Origin of the sequence: Cryobacterium sp. Sr8 (assembly GCF_004403225.1) — a bacterium.
Lineage (GTDB): Bacteria > Actinomycetota > Actinomycetes > Actinomycetales > Microbacteriaceae > Cryobacterium > Cryobacterium psychrotolerans.
In genome coordinates, this window is record NZ_SOHO01000014.1 from 35401 (window position 1) to 52669 (window position 17269).

15 protein-coding genes and 1 pseudogene are annotated in these 17269 nt (G+C 71.0%); 9 read left to right on the forward strand and 7 right to left on the reverse strand.

All coding sequences use genetic code 11. The annotated features are described in order from the left end of the window. Positions 1-18: 18 nt before the first annotated feature. The 4 genes from E3T54_RS01645 to E3T54_RS01660 form a co-directional block, all read right to left on the reverse strand. Complete coding sequence (locus E3T54_RS01645; protein WP_134474280.1) at positions 19-837, reverse strand: hypothetical protein; 819 nt, start codon at positions 835-837, stop codon at positions 19-21. Between the two features lie 297 nt (positions 838-1134). Continuing rightward, positions 1135-1998 carry a universal stress protein gene (locus E3T54_RS01650; RefSeq protein ID WP_092324650.1) on the reverse strand — a complete coding sequence of 288 codons (864 nt, stop codon included), beginning with the start codon at positions 1996-1998 and terminating at the stop codon, positions 1135-1137. Positions 1999-2035: 37 nt separating this feature from the next. After that, positions 2036-2902, reverse strand: a complete 867-nt coding sequence (locus E3T54_RS01655; RefSeq protein WP_241977002.1) for a hypothetical protein — start codon at positions 2900-2902, stop codon at positions 2036-2038. A gap of 400 nt (positions 2903-3302) precedes the next feature. After that, positions 3303-4904, reverse strand: a complete 1602-nt coding sequence (locus tag E3T54_RS01660) for a glucoamylase family protein (protein ID WP_134474281.1) — start codon at positions 4902-4904, stop codon at positions 3303-3305. A gap of 343 nt (positions 4905-5247) precedes the next feature. Here E3T54_RS01660 and E3T54_RS01665 point away from each other — a divergent pair, with 343 nt between their 5' ends. Further along, complete coding sequence (locus E3T54_RS01665) at positions 5248-5499, forward strand: SHOCT domain-containing protein (RefSeq protein ID WP_134474282.1); 252 nt, start codon at positions 5248-5250, stop codon at positions 5497-5499. Further along, on the forward strand, positions 5499-6947 hold the full coding sequence (locus tag E3T54_RS01670) for a multicopper oxidase family protein (RefSeq protein WP_134474283.1): 1449 nt from the start codon (positions 5499-5501) through the stop codon (positions 6945-6947). The genes E3T54_RS01665 and E3T54_RS01670 overlap by 1 nt, the downstream gene beginning before the upstream one ends. A gap of 77 nt (positions 6948-7024) precedes the next feature. Here E3T54_RS01670 and E3T54_RS01675 read toward each other — a convergent pair whose 3' ends face one another. Further along, entirely contained in the window at positions 7025-7255 is a 231-nt protein-coding gene (locus tag E3T54_RS01675) for a metal-sensing transcriptional repressor (protein WP_134474284.1), read from the reverse strand. An 85-nt stretch (positions 7256-7340) separates the two neighbouring features. Here E3T54_RS01675 and E3T54_RS01680 point away from each other — a divergent pair, with 85 nt between their 5' ends. The 3 genes from E3T54_RS01680 to E3T54_RS01690 are packed head-to-tail and all read left to right on the forward strand — an operon-like array spanning position 7341 to position 10515. After that, positions 7341-7592, forward strand: coding sequence for a heavy-metal-associated domain-containing protein (locus E3T54_RS01680; RefSeq protein ID WP_370254597.1), 252 nt, complete (start codon positions 7341-7343; stop codon positions 7590-7592). Next, positions 7592-9880 (forward strand): cation-translocating P-type ATPase, encoded by a 2289-nt coding sequence (locus tag E3T54_RS01685; RefSeq protein ID WP_134474285.1) that lies wholly within the window; start codon positions 7592-7594, stop codon positions 9878-9880. The genes E3T54_RS01680 and E3T54_RS01685 overlap by 1 nt, the downstream gene beginning before the upstream one ends. 50 nt (positions 9881-9930) lie before the next feature. Beyond that, on the forward strand, positions 9931-10515 hold the full coding sequence (locus E3T54_RS01690) for a DUF305 domain-containing protein (protein ID WP_134474286.1): 585 nt from the start codon (positions 9931-9933) through the stop codon (positions 10513-10515). On the opposite strand, the pseudogene E3T54_RS01695 reads toward E3T54_RS01690, so the two are convergent. Continuing rightward, positions 10512-13019: pseudogene (locus tag E3T54_RS01695) on the reverse strand (heavy metal translocating P-type ATPase). The gene E3T54_RS01690 and the pseudogene E3T54_RS01695 overlap by 4 nt on opposite strands. Positions 13020-13062: 43 nt before the next feature. Next, the gene (locus tag E3T54_RS01700) at positions 13063-13437 is read right to left on the reverse strand and encodes a CHY zinc finger protein (RefSeq protein ID WP_134474287.1); all 375 of its coding nucleotides are present in this window, start codon (positions 13435-13437) and stop codon (positions 13063-13065) included. A gap of 114 nt (positions 13438-13551) precedes the next feature. Between E3T54_RS01700 and E3T54_RS01705 the strand changes: the two genes are divergently transcribed. The 4 genes from E3T54_RS01705 (at position 13552) to E3T54_RS01720 (ending at position 17147) form a co-directional block, all read left to right on the forward strand. Beyond that, a complete protein-coding gene (locus E3T54_RS01705; protein WP_134474288.1) occupies positions 13552-14172 on the forward strand; it encodes a hypothetical protein in 621 nt (206 codons plus the stop codon). Between the two features lie 427 nt (positions 14173-14599). Further along, positions 14600-15259 (forward strand): copper resistance CopC family protein, encoded by a 660-nt coding sequence (locus tag E3T54_RS01710; protein ID WP_134474289.1) that lies wholly within the window; start codon positions 14600-14602, stop codon positions 15257-15259. Between the two features lie 92 nt (positions 15260-15351). Beyond that, on the forward strand, positions 15352-15879 hold the full coding sequence (locus E3T54_RS01715; protein WP_134474290.1) for a copper chaperone PCu(A)C: 528 nt from the start codon (positions 15352-15354) through the stop codon (positions 15877-15879). Continuing rightward, positions 15879-17147 carry a Dyp-type peroxidase gene (locus tag E3T54_RS01720; RefSeq protein ID WP_134474291.1) on the forward strand — a complete coding sequence of 423 codons (1269 nt, stop codon included), beginning with the start codon at positions 15879-15881 and terminating at the stop codon, positions 17145-17147. The genes E3T54_RS01715 and E3T54_RS01720 overlap by 1 nt, the downstream gene beginning before the upstream one ends. Positions 17148-17269 lie beyond the last annotated feature (122 nt).

Below are 17269 nucleotides of genomic sequence, written 5' to 3' on the forward strand. Positions count from 1 at the left end.
CAGCGGGTGAGACGGAGGCTAGTTTCCTCCGGTCTCGGTCTCGGCGTGTGCGCCGCCGGTGGCGTGCGTGTCGGAGAGGATCCGCTCGGCGATCGTCTGGAGGGTCTTGCCGTACTCGCCGGCCAGCGCCGACGTCTCGACGTTCTGCAGGGCGGCGGCGCGGTCGGCGTCGGACGCATCCTTCACCGCCGTCAGGTCGGTCTGCAGCGACTCCGGGAGCTTGTCGAAGAGCACCGGGTTGTCGAGGAGCTTCTGGGCGATCTTCTCCACGGACTGGCCCTTCGCGCCGGCCTCCGCCTGGTCACCCTGGAGGACGGTTCGCAGGCCGTCCAGCGGGTGGGCGGGGTCGGCCTGGATCTCCTGGGCGAACTCCTTCACCTGTTCGCCGTAGCCGCCGGCCAGTGCCGTGGCGGTGATCGTCGTGGCGAGCGTGGTGCGGTCGGCCTCGGATGCGTCCTTCAGGGAGGTCAGGTCGGTCTGCAGCTTCTCGGGCAGGCGCTCGAAGAGTGCCGCGTGGCCGGACAGGGTCTCGGCGACGTTCTGTGCCTTGTCGCCGATGTCCGTGCCTTCGGACAGGTCGGCGCGCAGCTCCACCTTCAGCGCGGCCAGGACGGCGCCCTTGGTCCCGGCGTGCACCGAAGAGCTGCTGCTCGACTCGGTGTCGGATGACGCGTTCAGCGGCGCGGCGGTCGCGCCCTGGGCTCCAACGCCCAGCAGCGCGCCCGCGGCCAGGGCGGATGCGGCGCCAATGGCCACGCGCTTCGTGCGGGTGGCGGAGGTGCGGGTGGCGGAGGTGCGGGTGGCGGAGGTGCGGGTGGAGATCGTGTTCTTGTTCATTGTGGATCCTTTCGATTGCCTGCGGCCGGTCCGGCGATGATCCGACGGGGGCCGCACGTGGTCACCCGGCGAGTTTAGGGACGCGCCGGATGCCGAGCCTCCGTGGATGCTGGGAGCCGCGAAATTCGGGCTGCCGTCGCACGCCGGGCGTGTCACCGCTCCCGCGGGAGAAATAGCCTCTGAGCTGGGATTACGGGAAGGCGTCCTGGCTCGTTCGGGCCCGGAGGCAGCGCACTGGTGACTGCGATTTTGCTCTGCGGGCGCGGTGCCCTACGACAGGCCGAACGAGACGTTCGCTCAGGTTTCCGGCGGCGCGCTGATGACGATCGTCGGCGACACGATGTTCAGCACGAGCGCGTGGCTCACCGACCCCAGCAGGAGGCGTTCGACCCCGTGCAGGCCGTGGTTGCCCACGACGAGCACAGCCGCGCCGCGGGAGGCTTCCAGCAGGGCCGGCTGCGGTGGGCCGTGCATCAGCGTGCCCCGCACCGGGAGCTCGGGCCAGGCATCCGTCACCTTCGTCACGGATTCATTCAGGATCTGCTGGTGAGTGTCCTCGAGGGAATCGAGGAAGTCCTGGCTCGGCACGGGGTCCAGGGAATCCGGGCCCTGCCAGACCGGGGGCTCCTGCCAGGCGTGGATGATGCGGAGCGGCTGGTGGGACCGGCTCGCATGCTCCGCGGCGAACGCCACGGCGGCGTCGGAGGCCGTCGATCCGTCGATGCCGACGACCACTCCTGACCGGGTCGCACTGTCGGTCTCCGGCACGATCGCGACCGGGCCGCGTGCGCTCGCGGCGAGCCGTGCGCCCACCGACCACTCGAATCGCAGCTTCGAGCCCTCGCGCCGGTGCGTCCCGACGACGACGAGCCGGTTCGGTGCAGAGCGCCGTCGGAGTTCGCCGATCGGGTCGCCCCGCACGAATTCGGATTCCACGCGCAGGTCCGGATGCGCCAGCCGCACCTCGGCCGCGGCATCCTCGAGCGCCGCCCGCGCCGCATCGACCATGGAGTCGTCGACGATGTAGTCCGTGATTCCGATGGAGTCTTCCAGGACGCGCACGAGCGTGAGATCACCGCCGGACGCCCACCGGGCCGCCCACTCGAGGGCGGAGCGCGCCGGCGCCGAGCCGTCCCAGGCCACGATCGTTGTCTCAGTCATGTTGTCCTCCCGAGCACGACACTACGCGCCATCGGCCTCAGCGGAGCGGAGAAAGCCGGGCGAAGAAGTTCGGTTCCTCGCACGCCTGGCCGCCGGCGAGGTTGAGGCACTGGTCGAGGTAGGAAGGGAACGGCTCGGTATCGGTCGACCCGAACCAGCGAGTGTAGAAGCGCCAGAAGTTCAGGTTGCCAAACGCCGAGCAGGAATCCCCGTCGGTGCCCGGCCGGGCCAGCAGCGCGGCATTGGGCTGGTACGGCGTGTAGTTGTACAGGTTCGCGGTGGCCTGGTTCTGAATCCCTACCGGCTCGGCGCCGCACGCGGCATCCGGGTGGAAGCCCACGTCGACCGTGCCGATCTTGTAGGCGCGCTCCGGCTCCTGGGTGTACTGGCGGAATTGCCAGGCCGCGCGGTAGACCTGATTGAAGAACCCGAAGTACCGGGCGTCGCAGTCGGCCGTGTCGGGGCAGGCGTAGCCGGTGGCGCGCAGATAACCGGATGCGGTCGGCCGGGTGATCAGGGATTGTTCCTTCTGCAGCAGCACGAGCAGCACCCGGGGGCTGATCGTGCAGGCTCGGGCGACCTTGGCGATGATGCGGCTGGCCGGCTCGTTGCGGGCGGCGGCATAGCGCGTGCAGTGGCCGGAGCCCTGGTTCGGCTGGGCGGTCGTGCTTTCGCGGTACTCCCAGAGGCAGCTCGAGGAATCGGCGGGGGAGCACGTGCGCGCCTCGAGGAAGGCCTGGATTTCCTCTTCCGTCATGGCCGAGGGGTTGAAGAAGTTGTAGTCGCTGATGATCAACCCGGAGTTGAACGCGACGGGGGCGGCGCGCTCCTCGGCGCGGTCCACGGCCGCGGGCACCGCCAGCGCGGCAACGAGTGCCACCAGCATGGCGACGGCAATCAGCACCGGCGCGCGCCACCGGCGCCGGGGCGGCGCGGGCACCCGCCGCCGTGTCGTGGACCTGGCGGGCGCGCTGCGTCGGGGCGTGGTTGCCGCGGGCGCCCTGCGTCGGGGCGTGGCGGGCGCTCGCCGACGAGGCCTGCCGGAAGAGCTCATAAGCTGACCCTACCGGGGACCGGTCGGAGCGTGCTGGGAGCCGACGGCGCTCAAGGCAAGGGCCAGGTCGTTCAGGAGCGGGCGATCCGCGCCCATGCCGCCGCGGCCGAGCACCTCCTGGAGTCGATCGCCCGGGGTGAGCGGTTGAGATGCGGAGAAACACCCTTCGTTGGGACGCTGAAGGTTGTTTCTCCGCAACTGAACTGGATTGCCGGCGGATGCCGGCGCAGGAGCGCGGGCGTTGGCGTGGTCAGGCGATGATGCCGGCGCCGAATTCCTCGATCGAAATCAGCGGCTTGATGGTGTCCTGCACGGCCCCGCGCGTGAAGTTGCGACGGATGACGTCGCCGCAGAAGACGTTCCCGATGGCGCCGAGAACCATCGCCTGGTCGAGCGAGAGGTAACGCCGGGCAACCAGGCCGGATTTCACGGCCACGGCGTCGTAGAAGCCGCCGTCACCGTACGCCTTCAGCTCTCGTTCGATCTTGACGAGGTTGTCGAAGGCCTGCCGCGGTTCGTATTGCATCGCCAGGAACGCCGCGTGCGGGGTGACGACACCGTCGCCCCAGGCCGGGGCGGGGCTCGTGCCTTCCCGGCAGCCCGCGAAGCCGCCGTCGTAGTGGGTGCGTTCCATGTCCGACACGTAGCCGTCCGGGTTCATCCCGATCGCCTCGACGCCCCACTCGCTGTAGCCGCCGCCCGGGCGGCTGGCCGGCGAGAAGCCCCAGTACCCGTACTTCGCGTCGTCCATCCCGAACTCGCGCTGGGCTCGAACGGTGAGCGGGTGGTTGACGCCCCAGGCCTTCGGTGCCCAGGCGGCCTCCGGCACGAATAGGTCGGGCATGAGCGCCTCGAACATGTCGCCGCCCCAGCTCGGCACGATGTGCATGCCGCGGTAGGCGAAGGCGCCCTCGAAGACGTCGATGCCGTGATAGGTCTGGTGGTCGCCGACGGGCTTCTGCTCGAGCCAGGACCAGTCACAGGTGTCCGGGAAGACCCGCTGGGTGGCGAAGTAGTGGGCCGCAGGGATCTGGCCGCGGGAGATGCCGATGTAGCTGGCGATGCGCGGCTCGCTGTTGTGGATGTCGTAGTGGTTGAGCGTGTAGAACACGTCGGGCGAGTTGCCGAGGTAGTTGCCCTCGGCGGTGTTGACCGCCGGCTTGACGTCCCAGAAGCCGCCCCGGAGCAGGCCGGCCCCGATGCCCGGACGGGCATCCTTGTTGTAGAACATGCCGAAGTTCATTTTCTTCAGGATGCCGTTTGCCAGCCTGGCCGTGCGGGGCTCCGCGTTGCGCACCACCATGAGCGCGGCGGCGAACCAGCCGTTGTCGACGCTGGAGAGGAACGGGTAGACGGTGTTGCCGTCCTCCGGCCACGTGGTCACGACGTCGCCGGTGGCTTCGTCGTACCAGTTGTAGAACATCCCGCTGGGCTCGTGGTGCTTCAGGCGCGCCATGGTGGTCAGCGTTCGGGTCAGCCGTTCGAGGCATTCGCCGGCGCTGATGATGCCGAGCTCGCGCGCGACGACCGCGCTCCAGAGGTAGCCGCCGATGTTCGTCGGGGAGGTGTAGCCGCTGCGCCGGGGCTCGTCCACGGGGCCGCTGATGTTGTCGGCGGGCAGCCCGGTCACCGGGTCGGTCATCGCGACGAGGGAGGCCCACGTGTCGCGGGCCCATCGCTGGATCGTGCCGCGGTCGACGCCGTCTGAGGTCCCGGATGCGAACGGGGAGGCGTGCGCCGGCGTGGTCTGCGCGGTGGCCAGGCCGACCGCGGTGACGGCCGCGCCGCCGACCAGGAACTGTCGGCGGGTGGCGGCGAGCGTCGCCGCGGTGAAAGCAGGAATGGTTGTCATGGCGGTGCAGATCCTTCGTGTCGTCGTTGACGTTCGTGACTGACCCCCGAGTGTAAGCGCATACAAATGCCCGTGCAACCTTTTCCCGCGCGCTGCGGGCTTCGCTGAGCAGCGGGATGCCAGCGCCAGGCAGATCGCCCGGGGTGAGAGGTTGAGATGCGGAGAAACACCCTTCGTTGCGACGCTGAAGGTTCGTTGTCCGCAACTGAATCTGACGGGCGGCGGTCAGCTTGTCTTCGTCTGCCGCACCCGTCGCGTCATCCCAGCCCCGCTAGGGGAGCCTGTCAAGGCCGGCGAGGGAGTAACGTCGTCGCCATCAGGGAAAGAGCGAGAGGAGACCGACATGATGTGGGGCTATGGAGGCGGTTTTGACTGGATGTGGCTCCTCGGGCTGCTGCTCGTCGCGGGCATTGCGCTGCTCGTCGTGCTGATCGTGCGGCTGTCCGCCGGCAGCGGCCGTGGCGGACCGCCCGGCTACGGAACTTCGTCCGGCCGGACTCGCGCTCGCGAGATCCTCGACGAACGATTCGCGAAGGGGGAGCTGACCGCCGACCAGTACCGCGAACAGCTCCGGGTGCTCGACGAGGACCGGTGATGCAACTGATCAGCCGTCGCGGCATCCTGCTCCTGGGCGGACTCGGCGTGACGGCCACCGCGGTCGGCGGCGCCGGACTGCTCTGGGGCTCCAGCGTCCGGACTCCGCCCGGGCCGCGGTTCGCCGAGCCGACCGAGCTGGCCAGCAAGGCCGGCCGGCTCAGGGTTCGTTTGACGGCGGCCGGCGGCCGGGTTCGGCTCGGCGACCGGGACGCGAGCGCCCTGACCTTCAACGGGGGAATTCCGGGGCCCACGCTTCGCCTGAAGGCGGGGGACCGGCTCAGCGTGCGGCTGCGGAACGAACTCCAGGACCCCACCAACCTGCACGTGCACGGGCTCCACGTCTCGCCGGAGGGCTCGGGGGACAACCCGTTCGTCATGGTGGAGCCGGGGGATGCCTTCGACTATGAGTACGAGCTGCCCGCCGATCATCCGCCCGGGGTGTACTGGTATCACCCGCATCACCACGGCACGGTCGCCGACCAGGTCGCCGGCGGACTGTTCGGGGCCATCATCGTCGAGGATCCCGAACCCATCGAGGCGGCCAGGGAGCGCCTGCTGCTGATCTCGGACGTCAGCCTGGACGGCTCGGGGCAGATCGCCGACGTCTCGCCGATGGCCCGGATGCTCGGCCGTGAAGGCGACCTCGTGCTCGTCAACGGCCGGCTCACCCCCCGGCTCGCCGCGCGCCCGGGCGAACGTGAACGATGGCGGGTCGTGAACGCCTGCGTGTCCCGGTACCTGCGGCTGCGGCTCGACGGAGCGCGGCTGCAACTGATCGGCATCGACTCCGGCCGCTTCAGCAGCCCGCGGGACGTGGACGAAGTGCTGCTGGCCCCCGGGAACCGGGCGGACCTGCTCGTCACCACCACCGCCGGCACGGCGTCCCTGCGCGCCGCGCCCTACGACCGGGGCGACGCCGGCGGAATGATGGGCGGCGGGTCACCGGGCACCCTCTCGGGCGCCGTGCTGCTGGCGACCCTGGCGGTTGAGGGTGAAGCCGTCCCGGCCCTGCCCGAGGTCTCCGCCCAGCCGACGCCGCGCGACCTCCGCTCCGCCCCCGTGACGGCCCGGCGCGAATTGACCTTCGCCATGGGCATGGGGGCAGGAATGGGCGGCGGCATGATGAGCTTCACCATCAACGGCCGGGAGTTCGATGCCGGCCGGGTGGACACGACGGCCGCCGAGGGCAGCGTCGAGGAGTGGACGCTGGTCAACGACAGTCCGATGGATCACCCGGTGCACCTGCACGTGTGGCCGATGCAGCTGATCGAGGTGAACGGGCGGGAGGTGGAAGCCGTGCCGCGGCAGGACGTCGTGAACGTGCCGGCGCGAAGCCGGGTGCGGGTGCGCATCGCGTTCGATCGCTTCACCGGCCGCTCGGTCTACCACTGCCACATCCTGGACCACGAGGACAACGGCATGATGGGTGTCATCGAGGTGCGCTGACATCGAGGTGCGCTGACGTGGGCTGACGTGCGCTGACGTGGGCCGCGCTGGCGTGGGTGCGCGCGGCCGCCGGCTGGTTAGGAGCGGACCAGACGGGCGATCGCGGCCGAGGCCTCGCGCATCTTCAGGTCCGCTTCCGGACCGCCGGCCGCGGCGGCATCCACGACGCAGTGGTTCAGGTGGTCGTCGAGCAGCCCGAGCGCCACGGACTGCAGCGCGCTCAGCCGCTTGAGGTAGTCGTCTTTGTTGGAGATGTACCCGTGCGGGCCCGAGTGGGGCATTGCCGCCGTTTCGGTCGATTCTTCCATGCCGACACTATACCCCCCGGAGGTATAAGGAGTATAGTGATTGCGGTACCCCTGGGGGGTACGCCATCGAAAGGGACTGCAGCTCATGAGCGCAACTGACCAGAACGACACCGACCTGACCACGAGCATCCTCGAGGTCTCCGGCATGACCTGCGGACACTGCGTGAAGAGTGTCACCGAGGAACTGGGCCGGATCGAGGGCGCCCGGAATGTCGAGGTCGCGCTCGTGTCGGGCGGCGTCTCGAAGGTCCTCGTCTCCAGCGTGGGTGCGCTCGACCCCGCCGCGGTCGCCGCTGCGATCGACGAGGCCGGCTACGAGTTGGTGACCCAGCCCTGATGAGCGGGCAGCAGGTCGAACTTGTCGTTGGCGGGATGACCTGCGCGTCCTGTGCGGCGAGGATCGAAAAAAAGCTCAACCGCATGCCCGGCGTCGAGGCCTCGGTCAACTACGCGACCGAGAAGGCCACCCTGTTCGTGCCGGAGGGCACCACGGTCGACGACGCGATTGCCACCATCGAGGCGACCGGGTACACGGCCGTGCTGCCGGCACCCCCTGCCCGCCCGGATGCCGTCGACGAGGCGGACTCGGAAGTGGTCAGCCTGCGGCACCGGCTGATGGTCTCCGCGCTCCTCGCGACGCCGGTCGCGCTGATGTCGATGATTCCTGCGCTGCAGTTCACGAACTGGCAGTGGCTCGCCCTCACCCTCGCCGCGCCCGTCGCGGTCTGGGGCGCCTGGCCCTTCCATCGCGCGGCCTGGGTCAACGCCCGCCACGGCGCGGCGACGATGGACACCCTGATCAGCGTCGGCGTGCTCGCCTCGCTCGGCTGGTCGCTCTACGCGCTGTTCTTCGGCATGGCCGGGATGGCCGGCATGACGATGGAGTTCTCCTTCACGGCGGAACCGGGGGCCGGGGCCGACGAGATCTACCTGGAGGTCGCATCCGCGGTCACCGTCTTCATCCTGGCCGGACGCTACTTCGAGGCACGGGCGAAGCGACGCTCCGGCGCGGCCTTGAAGGCCCTGCTGGAACTGGGCGCCAAGGAGGCGACGCTCCTGCGGGACGGGGTCGAGACCCGGGTCCCCACCGCATCGCTTGTGGTCGGCGACCTCTTCGTGGTCCGCCCGGGCGAGAAGATCGCGACCGACGGCGAGGTCGTGGAGGGCAACTCGGCGGTCGACGCCAGCATGCTCACCGGCGAGGCCGTTCCGGTGGAGGTCGGCCCCGGCGCGATCGTCGTCGGCGCCACGCTCAACTCGGGCGGCCGGCTCGTCGTGCGGGCCACCCGGGTCGGCTCGGACACCGAGCTCGCCCAGATCGGGCGGCTCGTCGAGAAGGCGCAGGCCGGCAAGGCCGACGTTCAGCGCCTGGCCGACCGGGTCTCGGCGATCTTCGTACCGATCGTGATCGGGCTGTCCCTGGCCACCCTCGCGGTCTGGCTCCTCATCGGCGCCGGCCCGGTCGTGGCCTTCACGGCGGCCGTGGCGACCCTGATCATCGCCTGCCCCTGCGCCCTCGGGCTGGCCACCCCGACCGCCCTGCTCGTCGGCACCGGGCGCGGCGCCCAGCTCGGCATCCTGATCAAGGGGCCGCAGATCCTCGAATCGACCCGCCGAGTCGACACCATCGTGCTGGACAAGACCGGCACCGTGACCACCGGCCGGATGACCCTCGTCGCCGCCGTTCCCGCCGCAGGCGTGGCCGAAGACGAGCTGCTGCGCCTCGCCGGCGCCGCCGAGACCGGCTCGGAGCACCCCATCGCCGCGGCGATCGCCGCCGGGGCGCTGGACCGCGTGGCCGCGCTCCCCACCGCCGAATCATTCGCCTCGGAAGACGGCCTCGGCGTGCAGGCCGTCGTCGACGGGCACCTCGTGCTGGTCGGACGCCCGCGCTGGCTCGCCGACCAGTGGAGCATCACGCTTCCGGCCGAGCTCGCCGACGCCCTCGCCCTGTTCGCGTCCCGAGGGCAGACCGCCGTCGCGGTCGCCTGGGACGGGCAGGCCAGGGGCATCCTCGCCGTCTCCGACGTGGTCAAGGCGAACAGCGCGGCGGCCGTCGCCGAGTTCCGCCGCCTGGGCCTGCGCCCGCTGCTGCTGACCGGCGACAACGAGATCGTCGCCCGGGCGGTCGCGGCCGAGGTCGGCATCACCGAGGTGCGCGCCGACGTGCTCCCGGCCGAGAAGGCCGAGGTCATCCGCGAACTGCAGCGGGAGGGCCGGGTCGTCGCGATGGTCGGAGACGGCGTGAACGACGCCGTCGCGCTCGCCACGGCCGACCTCGGCATCGCCATGGGCACCGGCACCGATGTCGCGATCGAGGCCAGCGACCTGACCCTGGTGCGGAGCGACCTCGTCGCCGCCGCGGATGCCATCCGGCTGTCCCGGCGCACCCTGGCCACCATCAAGGCCAACCTGTTCTGGGCCTTCGCCTACAACGTGGCCGCGATCCCGCTGGCCATGCTCGGCCTGCTCAACCCCCTGATCGCCGGCGCGGCGATGGGCTTGTCGTCGGTGTTCGTGGTGAGCAACAGCCTCCGGCTGCGGGGCTTCCGCGGGCTCCGCGTCGACGCGCCCGCGGCGCAGGCCGACTCCGCCGAGCGGCGGGACCTCGCCGCCGCGCGCTGACCTCGAACGGCTCCTCGCTTCCCGCCGCTGCACCATGATTGGATAGAACCATGCTCACGAACAGACGTCACACCTCTCGCACCTCCCTCCTGGCCGCGGCGGTGGTGGCCGCCGCGCTCGCCCTCAGCGGCTGCGCCGGCGCCACGTCCGGTGCCTCGGATGCCCCGGCGGCCTCGGAATCCTTCAACGCGGCGGACGTCGCGTTCGCGCAGATGATGATCCCCCACCACGAGCAGGCCGTGGAGATGAGCGACATCATCCTCGACACGGACGGCGTCGACCAGGACGTGGTCGACCTCGCCACCGGGATCAAGGCCGCCCAGGAGCCGGAAATCCAGCAGATGGAGGCCTGGCTCGACGCCTGGGGCGCCGACCGGAGCATGGCCGACATGGACCACGGGACCGACGGGATGATGTCCGAGGAGGACATGTCCGCGCTCGAGGATGCGACGGGCCCGGAGGCCGGCAGGCTGTTCCTGCAGCAGATGCTGATCCACCATGAGGGCGCGATCGCGATGGCCCGGACCGAGCTGAAGACCGGCAAGAACGCCGAGGCGAAGACCCTGGCCGAGGCCATCGTGGCGGCCCAGGAGGCGGAGATCCAGGACTTCAAGGACCTGCTCGCCGCCAGCTAGGCTCGGCCGGCTCCGGCCGGCAGGGGCAGCGGAAGCCGCTTCAGCAGCAGCGCGTTGACGGCGACGATGACGCTCGAGCCGGACATCGAGATCGCCGCGATCTCCGGGCTGAGCATGAGGCCGAGCGACGGGTAGAACACGCCGGCGGCGATCGGGAGCGCGATCACGTTGTAGCCGATGGCCCAGCCGAGGTTCTGCCGCATCTCGCGCAGGGTGCCCTTTCCGATGCGCAGGGCCACGGGAACGTCGAGCGGATCGGAGCGCATCAGCACGACGTCCGCCGTCTCGATGGCGACATCCGTGCCTGCGCCGATGGCAATGCCGAGATCGGCCTGCGCCAGCGCCGGGGCGTCGTTGACGCCGTCGCCGACCATGGCGACGCGTTTGCCCGATGCCTGCAGCTCGGCGATCTTCGCTGCCTTGTCTTCGGGCAGCACCTCGGCGATCACGGTGTCGATGCCCAGTTTCTCGGCGATGCGCCTGGCGGTGGCCTCGTTGTCGCCGGTGAGCATGACGACCCGGATGCCGGCGTCGTGCAGCGCGGCCACCGCTGCGGCCGCGCTCTCGCGAGGCGCGTCGGCCAGGGCGATGACGCCGACCGCCCGGCCGTCGACGGCGACGAGCACCGCCGTTCGCCCCGTCGACGCCAGTTCGTCCCGCTGCGCCGCCACCGGTGCGAGGTCGATGCCCTGCGCGAGCATCAGTTTGCGGTTGCCGACGAACACGCGCCGCCCCTGCACCGTTGCTCCGGCGCCATGCCCGGGAACGTTCCGGAAATCCGACGCGGCCGGGGTCCCCGCCGAACTGTGAGTTTGGAACCTTCGTTCCCCAACGAAGGTGCCGAACTCACGGTTCGGCGAGGGCGAGGGCGAGGGCGAGGGCGAGGGCGAGGGCGAGGGCGAGGGCGAGGGGGGGGGCGCGTGGCCGGCTTCGGCGTAGGCGACGATGGCGGCGGCGAGCGGATGCTCCGACTCCCGTTCCACTGCGGCGACGAGGGTGAGGAGCGAGTCTTCGTCGATGCCGACGGCGATGACATCCGTGACCTCCGGCTCGCCCCGGGTGAGGGTGCCGGTCTTGTCCATCACGACCGTGTCGATCCGCGCCGAGGTCTCGAGGGCGCCGGCGTTCTTGAACAGCACGCCGCGTTTCGCGCCGAGCCCCGTGCCCACCATGATGGCCGTCGGAGTGGCCAGGCCGAGGGCATCCGGGCAGGTGATGACGACGACGATGATCGCGAACAGGATCGCGGTGGGGAGCGCGGCGCCGGCCAGCAGCCAGGCCCCGAGCGTGACGCCGCCGCCGATCAGGGCGACGAGCACCAGCCAGAATGCCGCGCGGTCGGCCAGCCGCTGCCCGGGCGCCTTCGAGTTCTACGCCTCCTGGACCAGCGCCACGATCCGGGCCAGCGCGGTGTCCGCCCCGACCTTCGTCGCGCGCACCCGGAGCGTTCCGGTCGTGTTCACGGTGGCGCCGATCACGCCGGAGCCGACGGCCTTGGCAACCGGGAGGCTCTCCCCGGTGATCATGGACTCGTCGATCTCGGACTCGCCCTCCTCGACCACGCCGTCGGTCGGGATCCTGGCCCCCGGGCGCACCAGCATCAGCTCCCCGGGGAGCACTTCGGAGCTCGGTACCTCCACCGTTTGACCGTCACGGATCACCAGCGCCAGGGGCGGGGCGAACTCGAGCAGGGTGCGCACGGCATCGTTCGCCCCGCCCCGTGCGCGCATCTCGAACCAGTGCCCGAGCAGCACGAAGCTGGCCAGCACGGTGGCCGCCTCGTAGAAGACTTCGCCGCCGCCGGTGAGCGTCACGACCAGGCTGTAGAGCCAGCCGGCCCCCACGCCGACGGCGACGAGCACCATCATGTCGAGCGTGCGCGCCCGCAGCGCCCGGTACGCGCCGTCGAAGAAGATCCAGGCCGCGTAGAAGATCACCGGGAGGGAGAGGATCAGCGCGAAGACGTCGTCGCGGAGGCCGAAGGGCGCCGGAACGGTGAAGCCGAGCACCTCGCGCCCGATCGGCGACCACAGCGTGATCGGCACCGACAGCACGGCGGCGACGGCGAACCGGTTGCGCATCTCGCGGATCATGGCGTCCATGGACATCTCGCCGTGGCCGCCGTGACCCATGGCATCCTGCGCGCTCCGGGTTGCGGGCGAGGCATGGCCTGCGTGGCCTGCGTGGCCTGCGGGATCGGCGTGGGCCGGGGCGGAAGCCGCCTCGGTGTGCGGCGCCGCGTGTGCCTCCGCCATCGTGTCGCAGATGTGCTCGGGGACGGAGCGGCCGACGCAGTGGTAGCCACAGTCCCGAACCCAGCGGGCCAGGTCGGCAATCGACGTCTGCTCCGGATCGAAGGTCACGGTGGCGGTCTGGGCCACCGGGTTCGCCTCGACCCTGCTCACCCCGGGCCGACGCCCGAGCACGGATTCGGCGACGGCCTTGGACGAGGCCCAGTGCACGCCCTTGACCTCGATCACGGCCGTCTCGGTCGGCTGGCCCATCCGCGGAATCCCTCCTCGGTTGCAGTGTGCCGCCAGTGTAGCGCTACTCCCGGATACCCTCCGGGGGTGCTGTGGCCGGCTCGGGGGTCGGCTCAGGCGCCGGCTCGGGGACCTCGAAGTACAGGTGGGCATGGAGGCCGCAGCGCTCGTTGAACGCGGCGCCGCAGGCCGGGCAGGAGGTGGTCTGCCGGTAGGCCGTGATCGTCAGCTCGGTGCGGCATTCGCCGCAGAGGATGGCTCGTTCCGACCATTCCGCCGCCGGCCACCGCACGGCCGGGTGCGTCTCGCCCTCGGCGTGGCACTGGTAACACGGGTAGTAGCGGCCGCAGCACCGGAACTTGATCGCGACGATGTCGAGGGCGGTGGCGTAGTGCACGCAGCGGGTCGCGTCGTCCGTCGTACTTCCGTAGATGCGCATGCCGTGCCTCCCGTCCCTGCCAGTGTACGTTCGGGCCGACGCGGGCCGCGTCGGTAGGATGGACAGTGAAGAGCCCCTCCACAGGCGAGGGTGCTGCCGTGTTGGAGACATGTGATGACTACCAGGTGGGCGAGGCTGGCCAGGGGATGGCTGACCGCATCCGTGGCCGTCTTCGTCGCGGCCTTCTCGCATCTTGTCGGCGGCGGGAGCACACCGGGGCTGATGGGCGTCGCGCTCGCGATGGCGTTCGCCGTACCGGTCAGCATCGCCCTGGCCGGCAAGTCCCTCTCGCTGGTGCGGCTGTCGGTGTCCGTCGGCTTCAGCCAGTTCCTGTTCCACCTCCTGTTCGGCATGGGCGCCGCCGGCGCCCCCACGCTGACGCAGACGGGCGCGTCCCACCACGCGGGCGTGGTATCCGTGGCCGCGGCCGCTCCGGCCGTCGCCTCCCATGGCCTCGCGCACCTCGGAGCCTGGATGTGGGTCGCCCACGCGCTCGCCGCCGTCGTGACGATCGTCGCCCTCCGCCGTGGCGAGAAGACGTTCTGGTCGCTGGTCGAATTCACCCGGACCAGGCTGGCCGCCGTGCTCATCGCCGGTTTCGCCGTCGTGCCGGTGCGACTGGATGCCGGCGCCGTGCGCGCCGCGCTCGCGGCGGTATTCGTTCCCACCGACCTGGGCGTTCTGCTCTCGAGCACGCCCCATCGCGGACCGCCGCGGCCGCGTCCCGTCTTCTGACCTGACCTGACCTGACCTGACCTGACCTGACCTGACCTGACCTGACCTGACCTGACCTGACCTGACCTGAGTCCGGCCTCGCCCGGCCTGACCTGAGCCCGGCCTCGCCCGGCCTCGCCCGGTCTGAGCCGGCCTCGCCCGGTCTGAGCCGGCCTCGCCTGGCTCGAGCTGGCCGCGTCTGGCCTCGCCTCACCTCGCCTCGCCCGACTGGTCCGCCGGGGGCTACGCGCCCCTATCGGCCGGCACCGGGACTGATCGGCGCGAATTCGTCGCCCTCGGGTGAACTCAGGCCAACTCAGGCCAACTCAGGCCACCTCCGGCCCCGGACGGTCGTTCCGCGCACCGCATCCGCGAGCCGCAAGCCCGCAAGCCCGCAAGCCCGGGGTCCCGCGACCCTGGCTCCACCCCCCTCTGGAGGAACAGCCTCATGACCCAGCTCCATGTCCATTCCCACCCCCATCCCCATCCCCATCCCCACCCTCACCCCCATCGCAAACGCCGCGCCGCCGCCGCTCTGGCGCTGGCCGCCCTCGCCGTGCTGGGCCCCTTCGTGCCTGCCGCCAACGCGCACGACCAGGTCACCTATACCGCTCCGGCCGAGTCCGAGCAGCTCGACACGGCACCCGCCGACGTCACCATGCAGTTCACGGACGAGGTGATCGCCGTCGGCGCGCTCATGCTCGTCGTCGACGAGAGCGGACAGGACTGGGTAGACGGGCCGATGGCCATCGACGGCGCAACCGTCGTGCAGCCGCTCAAGACCGGCCTGCCCGACGGCACCTTCGACGTGCGCTGGCGGGTGGTGTCCGCGGACGGACACCCCATCTCGGGAACCTTCCGCTTCTCCGTGGGGGACGAGCCGCCGGCGGAGGCGCCGGGAGCAGGCAGCTCCACCGGTGAGGAAGCCGGCGAGGACGAGGAAGCCGGGACGCACTCGGAGTCCGAGTACCCGGATGCGCGCGCCGAGGCATCCGCCGCCGAAACCGGCGGGCTGCCCCTGTGGGGCGTCGGCCTCATCGGGGCCGGCATCGGGCTCGCCGCCTTCGCCGTCTTCGCCGTGCTGCGCAGGAAGAAGAGCCGCCCGTGACCCGCACATCGCCGGCCCGGAATTCACTCATTCACAACACAATCGACCCCGCACACCGACGCGCACACCGACCTGCCCAGGAGAACCAGCACATGAAGATCACCCCCGCCACCCGTTTCGCCGTCGTCGCCGCCGCGGTCGTGCTCACGCTCACGAGCTGCGCCGGCACAGCCGCCCCCGCGGCCCCCGCCGCCGCCGCCACGAAGCAGGCCGACTCGCTGGCCATTGACGGGGCCTGGATGAAGGCCGCAGACGGCGGCATGTCGGCCGCATTCGGTGTGCTCGAGAACACGGGTGACGAGGACGTGACCATCGTGTCCGCGGCCACCCCGGCGTCGGCCACGGTCGAGCTGCACGAAACGGTCGCCAACGACTCCGGCGAGATGGTCATGCAGGAGACGGACGGCGGCTACGTCGTTCCGGCCGGCGACTCGTTCGAACTCGCCCCTGGCGCGAACCACATCATGCTGATGGGCCTCGCGAACCCGGTGAAGGCCGGCGACGAGGTCACGTTCACGTTGACCCTGTCCGACGGATCGATCTTCGAGTTCGACGCCCCCGCCAAGGACTTCTCCGGCGGAAACGAGTCCTACGAGGGCGACATGGACATGGGCAACTAGTGCCGGCCGACCAGCAACCGCCGGCCGACCAGCAACCGGCGGCCGGCCAGCAACCGGCGGCCGGCCGCCGTCTCAGCCGGAGGCACCTGCTCCTCGGCGGCGCGGCAGCGGGCATCGGCGCGGCCGGGGCCATCGGCATCGACCTGGCCGGCCGGTCAGGCGGCCAGGCGGCAGAGCCCCCGGCCGAGGCGGCCCTCACCGGGGCGGCGACGGTGCCCTTCTACGGGGCGCATCAGGCCGGCATCGAGACCGCCCCGCAGGCGCACGTCACCTACCTGGCCCTCGACCTCGCCGACCAGACCGACAAGGCGGCGCTGCGACGGATGCTGCGGATCCTCACGGACGACGCGGCGCGGCTCAGCCAGGGGGAGGGTGCACTGGCTGACGCGGAGCCCGAACTCGCGGTCCGGCCGGCCCGGCTCACGGTGACGATCGGCGTCGGCCGACGCCTTGTCGAGCGGGCCGGCGGCGCGGCGCCCGGCTGGCTGCGGCCGCTGCCCGCCTTCGGCGTGGACCGGCTCGAGCCGGCCTGGGGCGGCGGGGACCTGCTCCTCCAGGTGGGCTCCGACGACCCGCTCACGGTCGCCCACGCGACCCGGATGCTCCTGAAGGACAGCCGGTCGTTCGGGGCGCTGCGCTGGGTTCAGACCGGATTCCGCCGTGCGTCAGGCTCGGAGAAACCGGGCACGACGATGCGCAACCTCTTCGGCCAGGTCGACGGGACCGTCAACCTGGTCCCGGGCACGCCGGACTTCGAGAAGCTGGTCTGGGGCGCGGCGGACGGCCCCGGCTGGCTGGCGGGCGGCACCGGATTCGTGCTGCGGCGCATCCGGATGGACCTCGACAAGTGGGACGGGCTCGACCGGCCGGGGCGGGAGGCGTCCGTCGGGCGCACCCTGACTAACGGTGCTCCGCTGACCGGCAGCCGGGAAACGGACGAGCCGGACTTCGCCGCGAAGACCGCGATCGGGTTCCCCGTGATCCCGGAGTTCTCGCACCTGCGCCGCGCCCGATCCGCCGACCCGAACGAACGCATCCTGCGCCGCGGCTACAACTACAACGACGCCCCGACCGGCGGCAGCATCTCCAACGCGGGTTTGCTCTTCGCATCGTTCCAGGCGGATGTCGACCGGCAGTTCGTCCCGATCCAGCGGCGCCTCGACGAGCTCGACCTGCTGGGCGAGTGGACCACCCCGATCGGTTCGGCGGTGTTCGCCATCCCGCCGGGGTGCGCGGAGGGCGGGTACATCGGCGAGACGCTGGTCTAGGGGCGGCGCGCGGTTGCGGCGGCGCGCGGGGCGGCGCGCGGCGCGTTGGCCGGTGGCGGTCGGAAGCGGCCCAGGGTGCGGTGCTGGAGGCATGATGACAGGGGCCGCCGGCGGACGGCGGC

Excerpts from the sequence above, each read along its gene's own strand:
- E3T54_RS01645 (WP_134474280.1), bottom strand. The coding sequence starts at position 837 with ATGAACAAGAACACGATCTCCACCCGCACCTCCGCCACCCGCACCTCC.
- E3T54_RS01650 (WP_092324650.1), bottom strand. The coding sequence starts at position 1,998 with ATGACTGAGACAACGATCGTGGCCTGGGACGGCTCGGCGCCGGCGCGC.
- E3T54_RS01660 (WP_134474281.1), bottom strand. The coding sequence starts at position 4,904 with ATGACAACCATTCCTGCTTTCACCGCGGCGACGCTCGCCGCCACCCGC.
- E3T54_RS01665 (WP_134474282.1), top strand. The coding sequence starts at position 5,248 with ATGATGTGGGGCTATGGAGGCGGTTTTGACTGGATGTGGCTCCTCGGG.
- E3T54_RS01670 (WP_134474283.1), top strand. The coding sequence starts at position 5,499 with ATGCAACTGATCAGCCGTCGCGGCATCCTGCTCCTGGGCGGACTCGGC.
- E3T54_RS01675 (WP_134474284.1), bottom strand. The coding sequence starts at position 7,255 with ATGGAAGAATCGACCGAAACGGCGGCAATGCCCCACTCGGGCCCGCAC.
- E3T54_RS01680 (WP_370254597.1), top strand. The coding sequence starts at position 7,341 with ATGAGCGCAACTGACCAGAACGACACCGACCTGACCACGAGCATCCTC.
- E3T54_RS01685 (WP_134474285.1), top strand. The coding sequence starts at position 7,592 with ATGAGCGGGCAGCAGGTCGAACTTGTCGTTGGCGGGATGACCTGCGCG.
- E3T54_RS01690 (WP_134474286.1), top strand. The coding sequence starts at position 9,931 with ATGCTCACGAACAGACGTCACACCTCTCGCACCTCCCTCCTGGCCGCG.
- E3T54_RS01700 (WP_134474287.1), bottom strand. The coding sequence starts at position 13,437 with ATGCGCATCTACGGAAGTACGACGGACGACGCGACCCGCTGCGTGCAC.
- E3T54_RS01705 (WP_134474288.1), top strand. The coding sequence starts at position 13,552 with ATGACTACCAGGTGGGCGAGGCTGGCCAGGGGATGGCTGACCGCATCC.
- E3T54_RS01710 (WP_134474289.1), top strand. The coding sequence starts at position 14,600 with ATGACCCAGCTCCATGTCCATTCCCACCCCCATCCCCATCCCCATCCC.
- E3T54_RS01715 (WP_134474290.1), top strand. The coding sequence starts at position 15,352 with ATGAAGATCACCCCCGCCACCCGTTTCGCCGTCGTCGCCGCCGCGGTC.